The organism is Gilliamella sp. App4-10, assembly GCF_001690495.1.
GTDB lineage: Bacteria > Pseudomonadota > Gammaproteobacteria > Enterobacterales > Orbaceae > Gilliamella > Gilliamella apicola_G.
In genome coordinates this window covers 118,679-136,614 of the sequence record NZ_LZGS01000004.1, presented here as the reverse complement: position 1 = coordinate 136,614, position 17,936 = coordinate 118,679, and the positions used below count along the sequence as shown (strand labels likewise).

The 17,936-nt window shown below is 33.9% G+C and carries 16 protein-coding genes and 1 tRNA gene; 12 read left to right on the top strand and 5 right to left on the bottom strand.

Annotated elements, in window-relative coordinates; genetic code table 11:
• Positions 1-9: 9 nt before the first annotated feature.
• The 3 genes from A9G23_RS01820 to A9G23_RS01810 all read left to right on the top strand — a co-directional run bounded on the left by A9G23_RS01820 (position 10) and on the right by A9G23_RS01810 (position 5,199).
• Positions 10-1,089, top strand: coding sequence for a class I SAM-dependent methyltransferase (locus tag A9G23_RS01820; RefSeq protein WP_065586034.1), 1,080 nt, complete (start codon positions 10-12; stop codon positions 1,087-1,089).
• A 784-nt stretch (positions 1,090-1,873) separates the two neighbouring features.
• The gene (gene aspT / locus A9G23_RS01815; protein WP_065585994.1) at positions 1,874-3,574 is read left to right on the top strand and encodes an aspartate-alanine antiporter; all 1,701 of its coding nucleotides are present in this window, start codon (positions 1,874-1,876) and stop codon (positions 3,572-3,574) included.
• Positions 3,575-3,603: 29 nt separating this feature from the next.
• On the top strand, positions 3,604-5,199 hold the full coding sequence (locus A9G23_RS01810; RefSeq protein WP_065585993.1) for a bifunctional aspartate transaminase/aspartate 4-decarboxylase: 1,596 nt from the start codon (positions 3,604-3,606) through the stop codon (positions 5,197-5,199).
• A gap of 264 nt (positions 5,200-5,463) precedes the next feature.
• Here the strand turns inward: A9G23_RS01810 and A9G23_RS01805 are convergent, their stop codons facing one another.
• Together A9G23_RS01805 and A9G23_RS11695 are read right to left on the bottom strand one after the other, a co-directional pair.
• Positions 5,464-5,979 carry a hypothetical protein gene (locus tag A9G23_RS01805; protein ID WP_065585992.1) on the bottom strand — a complete coding sequence of 172 codons (516 nt, stop codon included), beginning with the start codon at positions 5,977-5,979 and terminating at the stop codon, positions 5,464-5,466.
• A gap of 463 nt (positions 5,980-6,442) precedes the next feature.
• Positions 6,443-6,622, bottom strand: coding sequence for a transposase (locus tag A9G23_RS11695; RefSeq protein WP_081296894.1), 180 nt, complete (start codon positions 6,620-6,622; stop codon positions 6,443-6,445).
• A 234-nt stretch (positions 6,623-6,856) separates the two neighbouring features.
• Between A9G23_RS11695 and A9G23_RS11335 the strand changes: the two genes are divergently transcribed.
• A complete protein-coding gene (locus A9G23_RS11335) occupies positions 6,857-7,384 on the top strand; it encodes a hypothetical protein (RefSeq protein WP_141670015.1) in 528 nt (175 codons plus the stop codon).
• A 962-nt stretch (positions 7,385-8,346) separates the two neighbouring features.
• On the opposite strand, the gene A9G23_RS01790 is transcribed toward A9G23_RS11335, so the two are convergent.
• Positions 8,347-8,434 (bottom strand) — tRNA-Ser (locus A9G23_RS01790).
• Positions 8,435-8,627: 193 nt separating this feature from the next.
• On the opposite strand from A9G23_RS01790, the gene A9G23_RS01785 reads away from it, so the two are divergent.
• Genes A9G23_RS01785 through A9G23_RS01760 form a run of 6 tightly spaced genes read left to right on the top strand, consistent with a single transcriptional unit; the run spans position 8,628 to position 12,153 of the window.
• Positions 8,628-8,945, top strand: a complete 318-nt coding sequence (locus tag A9G23_RS01785; protein WP_065585989.1) for a TusE/DsrC/DsvC family sulfur relay protein — start codon at positions 8,628-8,630, stop codon at positions 8,943-8,945.
• 21 nt (positions 8,946-8,966) lie between these two features.
• Positions 8,967-9,263, top strand: coding sequence for a cell division protein FtsB (gene ftsB / locus A9G23_RS01780; protein ID WP_065585988.1), 297 nt, complete (start codon positions 8,967-8,969; stop codon positions 9,261-9,263).
• Positions 9,263-9,964 (top strand): 2-C-methyl-D-erythritol 4-phosphate cytidylyltransferase, encoded by a 702-nt coding sequence (ispD, locus tag A9G23_RS01775; protein ID WP_065585987.1) that lies wholly within the window; start codon positions 9,263-9,265, stop codon positions 9,962-9,964. The genes ftsB and ispD overlap by 1 nt, the downstream gene beginning before the upstream one ends.
• A 27-nt stretch (positions 9,965-9,991) precedes the next feature.
• Positions 9,992-10,477, top strand: coding sequence for a 2-C-methyl-D-erythritol 2,4-cyclodiphosphate synthase (ispF, locus tag A9G23_RS01770; protein ID WP_065585986.1), 486 nt, complete (start codon positions 9,992-9,994; stop codon positions 10,475-10,477).
• Between the two features lie 21 nt (positions 10,478-10,498).
• Complete coding sequence (truD, locus tag A9G23_RS01765; protein ID WP_065585985.1) at positions 10,499-11,521, top strand: tRNA pseudouridine(13) synthase TruD; 1,023 nt, start codon at positions 10,499-10,501, stop codon at positions 11,519-11,521.
• 5 nt (positions 11,522-11,526) lie between these two features.
• Positions 11,527-12,153: a protein-L-isoaspartate(D-aspartate) O-methyltransferase gene (locus A9G23_RS01760; RefSeq protein ID WP_065585984.1), complete on the top strand. Its 627-nt coding sequence runs from the start codon at positions 11,527-11,529 to the stop codon at positions 12,151-12,153.
• Between the two features lie 124 nt (positions 12,154-12,277).
• Here the strand turns inward: A9G23_RS01760 and pnuC are convergent, their stop codons facing one another.
• A complete protein-coding gene (gene pnuC, locus A9G23_RS01755; RefSeq protein ID WP_218056179.1) occupies positions 12,278-12,970 on the bottom strand; it encodes a nicotinamide riboside transporter PnuC in 693 nt (230 codons plus the stop codon).
• 3 nt (positions 12,971-12,973) lie between these two features.
• On the bottom strand, positions 12,974-14,206 hold the full coding sequence (gene nadR / locus A9G23_RS01750) for a multifunctional transcriptional regulator/nicotinamide-nucleotide adenylyltransferase/ribosylnicotinamide kinase NadR (protein ID WP_065585983.1): 1,233 nt from the start codon (positions 14,204-14,206) through the stop codon (positions 12,974-12,976).
• Positions 14,207-14,450: 244 nt separating this feature from the next.
• Here nadR and A9G23_RS01745 point away from each other — a divergent pair, with 244 nt between their 5' ends.
• On the top strand, positions 14,451-16,034 hold the full coding sequence (locus A9G23_RS01745) for a mucoidy inhibitor MuiA family protein (RefSeq protein ID WP_065585982.1): 1,584 nt from the start codon (positions 14,451-14,453) through the stop codon (positions 16,032-16,034).
• Between the two features lie 25 nt (positions 16,035-16,059).
• The gene (gene recD, locus A9G23_RS01740) at positions 16,060-17,910 is read left to right on the top strand and encodes an exodeoxyribonuclease V subunit alpha (RefSeq protein WP_065585981.1); all 1,851 of its coding nucleotides are present in this window, start codon (positions 16,060-16,062) and stop codon (positions 17,908-17,910) included.
• Positions 17,911-17,936 lie beyond the last annotated feature (26 nt).

Genomic DNA, 17,936 nt, shown 5'->3' with positions numbered 1-17,936 from the left:
CAAGAAAATATAAAATATGGATATCATAGAGATATTTATACGGCATTAGAAGCAATAACTGAAGCTCAAAAGATCGCATTTTATCCTATCTTTTTTCAAGCAATAGTTTGTATGAAAAACAAAGGTATATTAACGTGCATAGATCAAGCGGGAAAAAAAGGTGTTACTTTTGATGAAATAGCAAAAGAAATTTCTTTATCTCCTTACGCAATTGAGCTTTTGTTGGATGTTGGATTAAGTATGCATGTTATTTATAAAAACGATGGATACTATATTCTTGGTAAAGTAGGGCATTATTTATTACATGACAAAATGACAGAAGTTAACCTTAATTTTACTCAAGATATCTGTTATCAAAGTATGTTTTATTTGCAAGATGCGCTTGAATCTGGTACTCCTGAAGGATTAAAAGTTTTTGGTGATTGGAAAACAATATATCCAGCATTACAGTCATTGCCAGAAAAAGCTAAAAAAAGTTGGTTTGAATTTGATCATTTTTATTCTGATCACTCATTCCCGATTGTTTTTTCCCATATTTCCACTTTAAAGCCTAAACATATTTATGATGTTGGCGGCAATACAGGAAAATGGGCTATTTATTGCGCTAAACACTCTCCTGACCTCAAGGTGACATTATTAGATCTGCCTGAACAGATTGAAGTTGCTGAAAAAAATGTTAAGCATGCTGGTTTTGCTGATCGCATCGATAGCTATCCCGTTGATTTATTGACTGCAGAAATATTACCTAATAAAGCTGATATTTGGTGGATGAGCCAGTTTTTAGATTGCTTTAGTATTGAACAAATTACCCATATTTTAAAATTGATACATCGTAGTATGAAAGATGATGCCATGATATGTATTATGGATCTATTTTGGGATAGGCAGAGTTTTGAGGCCGGTGCATTGAGCTTAAATGCCTCATCTTTATATTTTACGTGTTTGGCGAATGGTAATAGTCGATTTTATCACTCTAGCGTGTTTTACCAATGCCTTAAGAATGCCGGCTTTTATATTGAAAAGGATATTGATAATTTAGGTTATGGACATACTTTGTTAATTTGTAAAAAGTTAATTAGTAATACATAAGGCGTAAATAATAAGGTTTATAAAAAATATTGTTAGTACATTATTTCTTTCGCAATTAATTGGGTGTGCTAGTAACTATCAAAAGTCTAAATATTATGTTTTCAATAAACGGACGGACAAAATAGCAAGTAAAAAAGCTATTCTAACTTTTGCTACTAATGGTCAAACTAGTTGCTTTCAATACATGAATAAAGAATGTTATTGATGGTAATTGGTAACTCTATCCATGGTCGTTTATTCAACCATAAGTTTTAAGCTGTGATAAATATACCTTATTCTTCAAAGAGCTATTCTATTAATTATGTGTCCGTTAGCAACAATTTAAAAAATAATAATGGTAAAATTCATCGAAATTATAATCATTGGATAAATAACCTTGATACCAAAATTCAAGAAAATATTTTTAGGTTTTCTTAACTCTAAAATCAAGCTCATTTGATAAACTGAGCTTACACAACACCTAATACACTTATTTTTGAATTTCTCATCTTTAATAATCAATAAAAATGTTTAACTTTGAATAAAATTTTACTTAAAAGCACGCAAAATTTTGTCTTATTTACAATACAACTAATCTCAAATTTATCTATAATTTACCTAAAAATTTGATAAAAAGAACGCTTATTAACAATTTTTTAACGATAGCATTAATTGTTAAAACTGAATATCTATTAACCTAATTATAATTTAATATAAACTCATATTCATACAAATTTATGGATATAGTTCCATTCTATTTCATATCTTTTTTATTCACAAATCATTACGTTTGGGGACAATTATTATGTTTCAATGGCTTTCAAACTGGATTTTAGATGGACTTAAACACTCTCCAGAAATTTTATTATTTTTATCGTTGAGTTTAGGATATTTGATTGGCGGCATTCGGATGGGTAAATTCCAACTCGGTGGTGTGGCTGGTTCGCTACTTGTTGCTGTCGCTTTAAGCATTTTTGGCGTGACTATTGACGCTGGCGTTAAATCGATTCTTTTTGCACTATTTATTTATGCTGTGGGTTATGAAAGTGGTCCTCAGTTTTTTCGCTCTTTGGGCGTTAAAACATTACGCGAAATCTTCTTAGCATTATTTATTGCGGTTGCTAGTTTTGTGACTGTTGTGGTATTAGCTAAAATATTCAATTTAGACAAAGGTCTTGCTGCCGGTTTAGCGGCAGGCGGGTTAACCCAATCTGCCATTATGGGCACGGCTTCTGATGCATTAAGTCAGCTTGGATTAAGTGCCGAAGAATTAAGTAAAATGCAAGCAAATGTCACCATTGGTTATGCGGTGACTTATATATTTGGTTCTCTAGGTGCCATTATTGTGTGCGTCAACATTTTGCCAAAAATCATGGGTAAAGATATTGGTGATGATGCAATTAAAGCACAGGCTGAACAGCTCCATGGTTCGCTTTTATTGGGCTCTGATCAAAATTTAGCTTTATCAGATATTAGTGGTCGTTTATACCGTATTACCAATAAGATCAATCAAACGGTTGCGCATGTTGAACAAACGGTTAATGGCATCAGTATTGAGCGTATTAAGCGTGGTAATAACATTATTGAAGCAACGCCTGAAACAATATTAAAGTCAAAAGATATTATTTTGGTTGTTGGTCACCGTGATGCAATGATTAAAGCACAAGATCTACTGGGTACCGAAGTTAATTCAGCATCAGGTATGGATGTCGTGATGAATAAGCTAGATGTTGAAATGCGTAATAGTAATTATGTGGGTGAAAATCTGGCACAATTGCTGGCTTCTGACGAAGTGATGAAGTTAAAACATGGCATATACCTTTTAGCTATTCATCGTGATGGTCAACCTTTACCTATTAATAACGATATCTATTTAAAATTAGGTGATGTTATTACCATTTATGGTGCTGATGGAGATCTTCGTCGAGTTGTTGATAAAATTGGTGCACCAATTACCAAAAGCGAAAAAACTGACTGGATATTCCATGGTTTAGGGCTTGTGGTTGGTCTTATTATTGGCTTAATTGTGATTCGTATTAGTGATATCCCGATCACTTTAGGTGCAGGTGGTGGAGCACTTTTATCAGGTCTATTATTTGGTTGGTATCGTTCTCTTCATCAAACTATCGGTAATATTCCAACTGGCGCTGTGCAACTGTTAAAAGACTTTGGTTTGGCAGGTTTTGTGGCGGTTGTGGGGCTCAGTTCTGGTCTTCAAGCAATTAATACTATTAAAGAACAAGGTTTATCCTTATTTTTAATTGGGGTTGTTGTGACCTTATTACCCATGTTGCTTGCCATCTATTTTGGTAAATATGTGCTTGGCTATAAAAATGCAGCAGTGTTTGCCGGTGCGTTAGCTGGATCGCGTAGTGCTAATCCCGCCTTTGGTGAAGTGCTCAATAAAGCTGGTAATTCAACACCAACTAACTCTTTTGCTATTACTTATGCTTTAGCTAATGTGTTCCTAACTTTATTAGGACCATTGGTTGTTGCTTTTGTTTAATTGATATATCAAATTAAGGATACAAATGTATGAAAAACAATACACAATACAGCCAATACGCTAATTTAAGTCCTTTTGAGTTAAAAGATAACTTAATTAAACTGGCACAAAGTCATACTGATCGCGTAATGTTAAATGCAGGAAGAGGTAATCCCAACTTTCTTGCCACTTGGCCTCGACAAGCTTTTTTTCAACTAGGTGTGTTTGCAACCCAAGAATCCGAAATGTCATTTTCATATTTAAATGAAGGTGTTGGCGGCATGCCAATCAAAGCTGGATTAACAGGACGCTTTGAGCATTTTATTTGTCAAAACTATAATACCCCAGGAGTTGCCTTTTTAGGTAAGGCTTTTTCTTATATTCGTGATCAACTTGGATTGGACGAAAATGCCTTTTTACAAGAAATGGTAGAAGGTATTTTGGGATGCAATTACCCCGTACCTGACAGAATGCTACATTTTAGTGAAGATGTAGTTAAAGCCTATGTATTACAACAAATGGGCGCACAATATTTAGAGCGCGATAATATCGATTTATTTGCCGTTGAAGGCGGCACAGCTGCCATGGCTTATATTTTTAACTCCATGAAAGAAAACGGTTTAATCCAAAAAGGCGATAAAATCGCGATTGGTGCGCCAATATTCACACCTTATCTTGAAATTCCCGAATTGAACGACTATCAATTAGTTGAAGTGTTAATCAATGCTGATCCTAATGCAAATTGGCAGTATCCTGAGTCAGAATTGCGTAAATTAGAAGATCCAGCAATTAAAGCCTTTTTCGTTGTTAATCCATCTAACCCGCCATCAGTTAAAATTGATAATAAAAGTCTAAAAATTATTGCTGATATCGTTCAAAAACGTCCTGAATTGATTATTTTGACTGATGATGTTTATGGTACATTTGCCGATGACTTCCAATCTTTATTTGCGATATGCCCAAAAAATACCATTTTAGTTTATTCATTTTCGAAATATTTTGGTGCGACTGGTTGGCGTTTAGGTGTTATTGCCACAGCACGCGATAATGTCATCGACAAAACCCTTAAAGCGTTACCAACTAAAACTAAACAGATCTTAAATAAACGCTATAGCTCAATTGTTACTGATCCAGAAAATCTAAAATTTATTGATCGATTAGTGGCTGATAGTCGTGCGGTTGCACTAAACCATACAGCGGGTCTTTCAACACCGCAACAAGTACAAATGGTTTTATTTGCATTATGCGAAATGATGGATAGCGATCAAAGTTATAAAACCGCTTTAAAATCACTAATCCGACGCCGTGCAGCATCACTTTATCAACATTTAGGTCTTAAACATCAAACAGATGAAAATAGTGTAGATTACTATACGCTAGTGGATCTTGAACATATTTGCCGAGAATTATATGACGATAAATTTGCTAAATGGATTCTCAAAAATAAAAATCCATCTGAAATGTTATTCAGAATTGCTGATGAAGCGGGTGTTGTATTATTACCAGGCAAAGGATTTGCTGTACAGCATCCTTCTGCTCGCGCCTCGTTAGCAAACTTAAATGAATATCAATATGCTGCGATTGGTTTATCAATGCGTAAATTAGCCGAGGAATATTATTCAGAATATAAAGTAAAAAATAAATAGCTATACTAATAAATCCACACAAAAACCCTAGAAAATCTAGGGTTTTATTTGCTCAATAAAACATTACTTCATCATTTATTATAAAAACAAACAAATGTTTTATAAAACAGGTCAGAAAACATATTGATTTTATTCAATTTTTATGAAATAATAAAGCCGTTTACCAAATAGATATCACAGCCCTAGCGGGCAACTTGATCAACAACTTTAATGAGTTAAGTATTGCTGTCCATTTACTAGCCATAACAAATTAGTTTTCTATTTTTATGGGCTAACTTTAGGACCATAACTCCAACCTAACATATGTGGTATGTATTGTTCAACATGACTATTTTCATCATATGAGGCATCCATATCATCTTCTTCATCGCTATAAACACCAACAAAGTCTTTTAAATCACCTTGCTCCGGGATTGGAACTAATTGGTCAGTTGAAACTATGTCATCATTCTTAACATAAGTAATACGCCAAACTAAGTCTTTAGCTGCTTCGCTTCCATATAAATCATCAGCCAATACTTCTAACGGTTTTAATAGGGTAGTGATATCACCACATAAATCAGTTTCAGCAACACAATAATTAACAGAAAGTAATCGATATACTTTTTTGCCAACAATATATCTTGTAACAGCTTGTTTTGTTTCTTTATATTCATCAATAATAACGACAAAACGACCCTCATCAATATCTGCTGAGTAAGTTAAATATTCAATACCATCATTTAAAACTTCATGCTGTTTTTTTAAATATAGAAGCTTCTTCTGTATTTGGGGCTGCAAATATGGTTGCTGTAAAAAATAAAGATAATGCAGTTACTAATTTTAATAGCTTATTCATGTTGTTTATTCCTATGTTTTTTAAGAGCATACCACTAAAAATTAAACGGAATATAAATTTAAGATTAATTACTTATCAAAATAAACTAGGATTTCTGGCTATCCTATAAAAACAATATATTAGCTGATTATTTAAAAATAAATTCAAACAAAAATTGGTCGGGGAAATGTTGATTTTATCTAATTTTTTATTTTGCTATTTTTAAACACAGATAGAAAATCACTTAAATTGATTTGAATTAAAGTGGTATATTAAATAATGCTAATGATATCTCTTATCAAGTTTACGGCTATTGGCTAAATCCAGATCAGCTAAATGATATGTATATTTATAAAAGCAATTGGCTAACAAATGATCCTCACAATAGTAACAGAATGACTTTCTTGCAATTGCACTGCCCAAGCTTTACGTGCCTTGGTAGGCACTAGAGCTTTTTATGATTTCCTCCTGAAGTTGAGCTTTGAAACTGAGCTGGGCAAACATCTGTTTAAGCTTACGATTTTCAGCTTCCAGTGCCTTTAAACGTTTAATGTCAGAGGTTTCCATACCACCGTATTTATCTCGACATTTATAGCGGGTTGTCATAGTGGCGCCTACATTAAAAGTCAACCATATGTTGCAAATAAATTAATTTTTTTACTTGTTTCAAGGCGGTATTATGAACGTTGTACAATACAATAGGATATTAAACAAATCATGCAGATAAATAGAGATAATGGTACGGAATTATCAATGATTGTTAATATATTTTAATTATTTACTTTTAATTTAAACTAACTTAACATAACAACAGTAATCATCATGTTAATAGAATGTTAAATGTTTAAAAAATCATTAGCAGTATTTCTTTGTTTATGCACTTTTTCTTGTTATGCCTCAGAATCAGATATAAAGAGAAATTTTGGCAATTGGTCTTTAATAACCTCAACCAATAAATTAACGAATGAAATTAGGTATTTTGCGAAAACAGAAGATCCGAGTAATTCTCGTTACTTCTCATTCAATAATAAATATTACGCGTTCTTTTGTATGAAAGGTAAATTAACTGAATTGATTTATGTAAAAAATTTGATTACGCTTGATAGTAATAAAGTTAAATTAGATTTAAGAATTGATAAAGAAACACCGTTTCAAAGAAATGCAATTACTTTAGGCCCTAATTTTATAAATATGAATATAACAGCGAAAGAAATTGAACAATTAAAAGGTAAAAACTCAATTTTTATCAGAGCGAATGCACCTACCCAAACTATCGATATGGAATTTAGCCTAAAAGGTTTTGACGAGGCAATTCAGCCCCTTCTTGATGCGTGTAAGATTAAGCAAGCAAAGTTTAACGCCGAATAGGCGGTTTAAAAAGGGGCTACTAAATAAACGTTGATTTTATTAAATAAATTTCATGCCATTTACCAAAAACATTAAGGAGAATGGTATGAAAAATTTGTATTGTTTGGATTAACTGGGCTTATTTTATTAGGTTGTGGTAAAAAAGTAAGTGAGGAAATGCTTATCGGGAATTGGGAATTGGGAATTGGGAATTGGGATTGTAGCACAACCGAACAAAGGGTAAAATAGAAGAGTGGGGCGTTTCAAGACTATTCAACATCAATTGACTATGAAAATCAGTAATTACGTATTTAAAAGAAACGATGACTTTTTCGTAAAATGATCAGATAGTGATGAAAAATAAAGCAGGATTTTAAGAAATTGAGCGGAAGTTACAACAGTTTTTTAGGTGGCATGAGATTTGCTGGCTTATATATCAGACAATAAGTTTAAGATAATTTCTGGGTTAGTAATAACGCAAGATAAGCAAAGAAAATAATGAGAAAAGTAAAATATTAATGTACTGCACTAGAATAAAATAACTATAAAGCGTGAAAGGGCGTATTTTTTATCTAGTTTTATTTTATCAAACCCTCTAAGAGATTTTTTATTATCCGCTATCTTCATCATGAATGCGACCTGTAGTTGCTAAGATAACTCTTTTTGTTGTTTTGGATAAAAAAATCTAATCTTCGCTGTTAATAATGTAATACTCGCAGGACAATTCATTTTCAAAATCTTCGGGCGTTTAACGTATGTAAATTGGTCGTGTGTAGTTAATTGTTATCATGATTAGCGAAAGCGAATTTATTTGAGGTATTTTATATTGATTGTTTTTTTGGAGTGCAGTAGCGAAGTGAAATTTTGAGGAAAAGGTCACAAGAAGTGACAATGTATTCTAAGTTAATTCTAGGCAATTTATTTGATAAATTTAACTTTATGTTTTTCTGAATTGTAATTAATTGACTCATAGTGAAAGAAGATGGCGGAAGCGCAGAGATTCGAACTCTGGGAGGGTCGCCCCTCGCCGGTTTTCAAGACCGGTGCTTTCAACCGCTCAGCCACACTTCCGCAATGGCTGTGAATATTAAAGGAGACTTGCTTATTTGTAAATAGCTATTTTAAGATTTTTTATCGTTTGCTTTAAATTTCACCAAATTTTATGGGAATTAAGCAATCGATGAGGTATTTGCCCGCAAAATTAGTGTTGGATTGTGATTAATTGGGTATAATACAACACACATTAAATAGCGTACTTTGAAAAATGTTAGAACAGATAGCAACCGATGATAAAGGTTATTTAAAAAATTGGCGGGATTGGTCTGTTGATTTGGTTCCTGAGTTGGCAGCCAAAGAGGGCATCGAATTAACTGATGCACATTGGGAAGTGATTTTATTTGTTCGTGATTTTTACTTAGAATATAAAACCTCACCAGCTATACGCGCATTAGTCAAAGCGATGGAAAAAAAGTTTGGTACAGAAAAGGGCAATAGCCGTTATTTGTATAAGTTATTTCCTGATGGTCCAGCTAAACAAGCGACTAAGCTTGCTGGCTTACCAAAACCCGTTAAATGTATATAGATAAAGGATAAGACTAAATTCATGAGAAGATGGAAGCTCCCTTTATTACTATTGGTTGTACTGGGTTATCTGCAATATTCTTTGTGGTATGGCAAAAATAACGTGTACGATTATCAAAATAATTTAGAAATATTAGTGAGCTTGCGTGCCGATAATGAAAAATTAAAGGCTCGTAACGAGCAGATGTTTGCTGAAATTAATGATTTACAACGTGGTCATGAAGCAATAGAGGAGCGTGCACGCAGTCATTTAGGCATGGTTAAACCTAATGAATATTTTTATCGAATTATAATTGATTCGGATACAAAAAAACGATAATGCATAATGTAAATAATCTCAATGATATCATCGCTATTGTGCCGGCAGCAGGAATTGGTTGCCGTATGAATAGTCAAACCCCCAAACAATATCTAGAAATCGGTTCAAAGACGATTTTAGAACATACGCTAAATAAATTATTAACGCATCCTCAAATAAAACAAGTTATTGTTGTGATCAGCCCAGAAGATAATATATTTAATACTCTTTCAATTGCCTTGCACGATAAGATTAAAGTCACTTTAGGTGGTAAAACTCGTGCTGATTCTGTGTTAGCAGGATTAAATTTATTGAATGATGAACAATGGGCTTTGGTTCATGATGCAGCAAGGCCTTGTGTTGAGCATGATGATATTACGCGCCTGATTGAAACGGTAATAAATAAAAATCAGGGTGGTATATTAGCCATTCGTGTTAGCGATACGATTAAGCGAGCGTATCAAGATAATGAAACTGTTATTGATTATTCTGAAGATCGAACTTATCTATGGAGCGCTGCAACGCCTCAACTATTTAATGCTGGTGAACTAAAATCATGTTTGCAACAAGCTTTAAATCACCATGTTACCATTACTGATGAGGCTTCGGCCATTGAATATTGTGGTGGGCATCCTTTATTAATTGAATGTCGTCGAGATAATATAAAAATAACGTGCCCTGAAGATTTAGCATTGGCTACTTTTTATTTAACTAATAACTAAGCAAGAAGATTGCAAATAGGTAAAAATATGAGAATAGGTCATGGATTTGATGTTCATAAGTTTGGTGGTGAGGGGCCAATAACCCTTGCGGGTGTAAAAATTCCTTATCAATATGGTCTTATAGCGCATTCTGATGGTGATGTTGTATTACATGCTATAACCGATGCCTTAATTGGTGCATTAGCATTAGGTGATATTGGTAAGCTGTTTCCTGACACTGATCCTAAATATAAAGGCATAGATAGCCGTGTATTATTAAAAGAAGTGTACAGCTTAGTTCAAGTTAAAGGCTATGAACTTATAAATCTGGATACCACTATCATCGCACAAGAACCCAAAATGCGATCTCATATTGATCAAATGCGAGTTAATATAGCAGAAGATCTAAAAGTGCATTTTGATCAAATTAGTGTAAAAGCGACAACGACCGAGCAGTTAGGGTTTACTGGACGTAAAGAAGGTATTGCTTGCCAAGCGGTAGTGTTATTAAGTAAAAATCCCAAAGCAGATTAAATTTAAAAATAGGCAATACAAGTGTTAGCAAAACTTAATTATTTATATGGAAAACCAACCACGACAGGGCAGTATAAACAGCAATACGAAGATTTTATGGTTACAGAAGATCTTGGATTTGATTTGACTGGCGATGGTGAACATGTTTTAGTTTTTTTGCAAAAACGTGATTGTAATACTATTTTTGTGGCTGAGCAGTTAGCTAAATATGTTGGTATTTCAGCAAAGCTTGTGAGTTATGCTGGATTAAAAGATCGTCAAGCGATAACTCAGCAATGGTTTAGCTTACATATGCCTGGTCAGAAAACGCCCGATTTTTCGGCATTTAATTTAGCCGGTTGCCAAATACTAAAAGTCACTCGGCATAATAAAAAATTAAAAATAGGTGCATTAAAGGGTAATTATTTTAAAATTACCTTAAGAAATTTAAATGCTCAATCTGAAATCGAATCTAAATTAGCGTTAATCAAACAGCATGGCGTGCCTAATTATTTTGGCGAACAACGTTTTGGTCGGGGTGAAAATAATATTATCCAAGCCATAAAATGGGCCAGTGGCGAAATTTCGGTTAAAGATCGTAAAAAGCGTAGCTTTTATCTTTCTGCAGCACGTAGTGCGATTTTTAATGATATTGTCAGCCAACGAATAGCTCAAAATTTACATCAAATTGTGTTAGATGGCGATATATTACAACTCGCACAGCGTGGTAGCTGGTTTGTTGCACAAGAAGATGAACTCGATTTATTACAGCAGCGACTTGAAAATGGTGAAATTAATATTACTGCACCAATGGTGGGTGATTCACCACTTGGAACACGCTTTAAGACACTTGATTTCGAGCAAAAATGTTTAGAAGGTTGGTCTGAATTTATTGACCTATTCAAAAAAGAGCGTGTCGAAACAGCAAGACGGTCAATATTGTTACGAGCAGAGCAACTTAATTGGCAATGGTTGGATGATAGCACTCTTGAGATCGATTTTTATTTGCCATCAGGTTGTTATGCAACAAGTGTGATACGTGAATTAATAATGGAAAATGAGTAGCCCAAATGCAAAATCTAAAAATGCAATCCCTAATTAAATTCTTGCGTCAGCAAGGAATAAAAGACGAGTATGTTTTAGATGCTATCGCTTCAATTCCACGGGAACATTTTGTTGATGAAGCCCTTTCGCATCAAGCTTACGATAATCGCCCACTCCCAATAGGCAATGGCCAAACTATTTCTCAACCCTATATTGTAGCAAAGATGACGGAACTATTAAAATTAGAGCCTACTTCTAAAGTGCTTGAAATTGGGACTGGCTCTGGATATCAAACCGCTGTTTTAGCAAAGTTAGTTGAGCATGTTTGTTCGGTGGAACGAATTAAAAGCCTACAGTGGAATACGAAACGTCGTTTAAAGCAACTTGATATTCACAACATTTCAACGCGTCATGGTGATGGCTGGTTAGGTTGGCCTGAGCGAGGGCCGTTTGATGGCATCATCGTTACCGCAGCTGCATCCGAAGTGCCACAAAACTTGTTAGAACAGTTGGCAGATAAAGGACGATTAGTTATTCCAGTCGGTAACAGTAAACAGGCTTTACAATTAATTGAGCGTGATGGCAATAAATTTGTAGCCAAAAATATGGGCGAGGTGATATTTGTACCTTTAGTTAAAGGTGATATAGAATAATTTATGTTCATATCAAATAAAAAATAAAAAATAAAAAATAGAAAATAGAAAATAAAATACTTATTTTCTATTTTTATACTGAAACATAGTGTTTTCTGAAACTTTTTGACAAAATCTGGTATTTCTATTCTTCCTGTTCAGAACGTTTCCATTCACAAATTCCATAAATAGCATTAAACAGATAAATTAAGTACTGTGTTGCGATAATGATATTGTCGGTATAGATATTTAAGCCAATCACCAGTACGTTTAATATGACCCACAAATACCAATTAAACGCATATCGCATCATTAGTAATAACTGAGCAACAATGCCTAACCCAAAGATAAAACAGTTAGCCATGAGTTGATAGGTTGTATTGGTAGCACCAACTTCATTGGTTAAATAAATATTGAAAAAAGCCGCAGCAATAAGAAATATGAGTGTATATAAAAATGCGGTTTCATTGAGTGAACGAACTTTAACATTTTTATGATTATCAAGGTTTTTTTGCCAAGTAAATAGCCCATAGATATGTGAACAAAAATAGTAGAGAGGTGGCAGTCCCGCACCAATATTGCCACCAAGAACATTAGCACAACATTCTGCAACTACAGCAAACATACCCAATACATTGCCCATATTTTTACGTTTTGCTAATAAAATGACACAAAGTAGGCCACAAAAAGCGCCTATGTAAGAAGCTGTATAGCGTAAATTAAATTGCGTAAATGGATCGGTGTATAAGAATGCTAGCGTGACACATAATATACAAAAAAATGGATAAAATTTATTGCGTCCGATTGAAATGGTAAGATCGTTTAATTTATTCATCATTTATTACTCTTCATCGTTGATAAGTTGATTAACTAGTTCAATACAGCGTAAATATCGCGCCTCGTAATCAGGAGAATCTATTTGTATATAGTTAATATTGTTTTTTTCTAATAATGTTATCAATAATTGTTGAAAATCTTTGCGCTGTTTTGGACTGCCTAAATGGCGTAAACCATCGGCAACCCATGGTGTGTTATTGCCTAATAAAATAACCAAATCAAAACGATAATTATTGATCATCGCTTGTAAAAAGGGGTGTTCTTTGCCCTCATATTTTTTACAAAAAGCTTGAGTTGTGACAAAATCAGTATCAATAAACGAAACTTTATTGGCATGTTTTATCGCAAAATCAATATATTGAGCATGTCCTAGTGCAATTTTGTCATAGTCAGCATATTGTAAGGCGCGCTCATCACCGCCTAAGTGAGAAAATACATAATCGCGTCCATACTCCCACGCACTAGTGGTATTAAATACATTCGCTAGTTTATTCACTAACGTCGATTTACCACTAGACTCGCCACCTAAAATGGCGACGGTTCTGACAAAAAATGGTCTAACTTCAGTTGGGATGTACTGCCAGTTTTTCAGTGGTGCTTGGCGAATTTGAGTGCCACTGACTTGCATAAATTGTCGTTTTGGATCAATGAGCATTGTATCTAAATCAAATAAATCTTTATACATCTTAACATCTTGTGGTTCACTTGAGTAAACGCAATCTGGCTTGATACCTTTTTCTTGAAACAGTTTTTTAACTCGTTCACTCCACTCATGCCAACCATTAGGATAAGCAGGAATGCCGTCTTCTTCTAATAATTCAATATGGATATTTTTTTGATATTTAAAGGTTTGCAGTAGCCAGCGAATTCTATCATTGATCGTTGGCTGGCGAGACATCGCACTTTGTTCAAATAATGCCATATCACGAATAGTATCGGAACAAAGCACGACATACAGTTCATCAACTTGGCTAATTGCGCGTTGAATAAGATAGATATGCCCAGTATGTAAAGGATAAAATTTGCCAAAAATGATGCCTACTTTCTTATTTTTGGTGGATTCTTCGATTTGTAAATATTGGTGGAGCGATTGTAATTTTTGTGCGCTAGGATTTTTAATTTTATCGTTAATGAGTTGACTTAAGTAACCCTTAGTCATTTGGCAAGCATCGGCAACTGTCTGTAATGATATATTTTTTCGTTTTATTGCTTTTTTTAGATAACTGAAGCTATTCATAATAGTCTCCTTATTTGGTGTTTTTTATTTTAAACAAAATATAAATCATTTTTATTTATTGTTCAATATATTAAACATAAAATAATTTATTTTTATTTAGCTTCATTAAAATTTATAGCAATTAAGCTGAAAATAGTGAATACTCTTTTACTATTGATGATTTTAGGTATTGCATATTGCTATGCTTACTTATAATTTAAATAAATTCCAATAGTTAATATCTCAACTAGATTGAAAAGGAAATATGAAAATTCAAAAATTAGCTTTTTTCATTGCATTTGCCTCTAGCAGTGTCTTAGCAAACAATAATGTTACACTCAATAAAGTAACACTTTTTTTGCAAGGAGCTGAATTGCAGGGGCAATCAACGGTATTACTAAGTAAAGGGGAAAGTGAAATTTTATTGACTGGAATTGCCGATGGTGTCAAAGCTAATTCAATTAATGTGGGATTTGGTAATGATGCTAACGTGAAAGTATTATCAACGTCATTAAATGATAACTATGTTGGCGATAATAAACCAAGCGCAGATATTAAGTCTTTACTTGACGAGTTAAAGCAATTACAAGAAAAACATGATACCACCGAAATACAATTAAAAGCCGTATCTGAACAAGTTACCCTTTTACAGGGGAATCGCTTGGATCTGTTAGTTAAAAATGGAAATAACGATTTAAACGGAATGAAAAATGTGTTGGAATTTGTTAAAACAAATTTAGTCACAGCCTTAAATGAACAAAACAAGCTACAGAAAGAAGTCGATCAGATTAATGCACAAATCGCACAATGCCAAGATAAGATTGATAAACAAAAAGCGTTGACCAAGGGTTTAACCAATGCAATTACCGTAAAAGTTTATTCTGATAAAGACATTAGCTTGCCAGTGACTTTATCGTACGTCACCAATAAAGCGGGTTGGGCGCCTGTTTATGATGTGCGCGTTGCAGATATCAATTCTCCCTTACAACTCACTTATAAAGCAGATGTTTATCAAAATAGTGGTTTGGATTGGCAAAACGTGGATTTTAGTTTATCGACTTCTAATCCCAGTGATGGAATAACTGCTCCTGATTTAATGCCATGGTATATCGATCTGTATACTGCAAAAGGAGGATTCTTTTTTTCTAAGAGCGAAAAAGATGATGATGAAATAAGTGCAAACGCGTCAAGTACAGCGCATCCTGATGATAATGTATTCACTAAAACGTTAGGTATTAATACCCGCTTTGAGGTCAAATTGCCTTATACCATTAAATCCAATAGCCAAAGTAATATTCTTACTTTACAAAACAAAGAAGTGGAAGCGACATATCATTATATTGCTATTCCTAAATTAGATAGCAGTGTGTACTTACAAGCACAAATTGCTGATTGGGATCAACTTAACCTTTTACCAGGAAAGTCTACGGTATTTTTTAACGGTAATTATATTGGCGAAAGTTTTATTACTACTAAAGATCTAAAAGAGACACTCGATATCTCTTTAGGTAAAGATAACAATATTTTTATTTCACGTAATCGTAATATTAATGAAACATCAAAACCTTCGTTATTCGGCAATAATATTTCACAAAAATATGCTTATACCATTGATGTAAAAAATACCAAATCGCTACCCATTGATATTGTTGTTTATGATCAGCTACCTAATATTATCAATAAGGCAGTCGTACTTGATGAGGCTAAATATGATAGTGCAAACTATAATAAAGAAACCGGCCAATTAATGTGGCAGTTTAAGTTGAATCCAAATGAAAATAAAAAACTTAGTTTAAACTTTAAACTGACTTATCCAAAAGATAAAGTTAACGATATAATTGGATTATAAATGAGTAAATCACAGAAAATACAGTATGTTAAACGAATGGTTAAACCAATTTACACAAGACAATCAAATTAGTTTGCTAGATATTCATTTGGCAGCATTTTTAACGAATAAAGCAAAGTTAAATGACGATATTACGATTAAACGATTCAGTTTTTTAGTGATAACGCTAAGTAAAGAGGTAAGATCTGGTCATGTTTGCTTAGATCTTCGTTATTTAAAACAACCAACGATAGAAGCGCAGCTTTGGTTAGCCTTAGGCTCACCAAACGAGCAAGATTGGAAAAACGCACTTGAACAAGCACAAAATAGCCGAGTTGTGAGTGATGGAACAAATTTATCTCCGCTTATCCTTATTGAAAATAAACTCTATTTTCAAAGGATGTGGTTGGACGAGAAAAATGTTGCTCAATATTTCAATCACACAATCCTTAATAAAGAGTCAAATTGCGATGCTGATTTAAATACTATACTTAATCAGCTTTTTACCGATAATCACGCTGAAATTGATTGGCAAAAAGTGGCGGTTGCTGCGGCATTAACGCGTAAAATCGCGATTATTTCGGGCGGGCCTGGTACAGGTAAAACAACCACTGTCGCTAAAATTTTAGCCGGAATTTTGTTAACCACGCCCAATGCGCGAATTATTACGGCGGCTCCGACAGGGAAAGCCGCATCAAGGTTAACCGAATCATTGAGTCAAACAATTGAGCAACTCGCTTTTGCTTCACTCAATATAAAGGCGGAAGCGATAACTTTACACCGTTTATTAGGCGCAAAAGCAGATAATCGTTCATTCAAGCATGATAAAAATAATCCGTTGCATGTTGATGTATTAGTCATTGATGAAGCCTCAATGGTTGATTTAAATATGATGGCAAGAGTCATTGAAGCCTTACCCACTTCTGCACGTTTAATTTTGTTGGGTGATAAAGATCAGCTCTCATCGGTTGAAGCCGGTGCGGTATTTGGTGATCTTTGTACCTTTATTACGCATGGCTATAGTGAGTCACGAGCAAAAGAGCTAAGTCAATTAACTGGCTATGTTGTGCCTGCTTGCGAGCAAACAGCAACAATTACGGACAGTATTTGCCTATTACAAAAAAGTTATCGTTTTAACGAATCGTCTGGTATTGGATTGTTGGCTAATGCTGTTAAAGAGGGGCGATCAACTGTCGTTAAAAATTTATTAACCGATGAGTCATTGAGTGATATCCAATATCATGCACTTTCATCCCAACAAGCTTATGAAGATGTTTTACATGATAGTATTAATCACTATAAACATTATTTAAATTTTATTAAGCAATATGGCACTAATGATATTGCGGCAGTTTTAGCTAAATTTGCCGAATATCGCTTACTTTGTGCTGTAAGAGAAGGACATTTTGGCGTAGAGGGTTTAAACAAGCAAATTGAATTGCTATTATCCAAAAATAAATTGATTCGCTTGCAAAATAAAGAGGCTTGGTACGTTGGTCGGCCAATTATGATTTTACGCAATAGTACTTCATTAGGGCTGTACAATGGTGATATTGGCATTACATTAATGGCTGAAAAGAATAGCTCAAAATTACGTGTGTATTTCCCGTTTGCTGATGGATCTATTAAAGGATTTTCGCCATTTCGATTACCTGAGCATGAAACAGCTTACGCTATGACAATCCATAAATCGCAAGGTTCAGAATTCGATGATGTGAATATTATCTTACCAACTAGTTATTCACCGTTGCTTAACCGTTCTTTGCTTTATACAGCAATTACTCGCGCTAAAAAAAACGTGTCAATTTATGCGACTGAACCAATTTTATTGCAAGCAATTAAATCACAAACACCAAGGCATAGTGGTTTAGTTAGTTTATTACAGAATAATGATTAAGTAGATTTTCTAAATGTGCTAACACG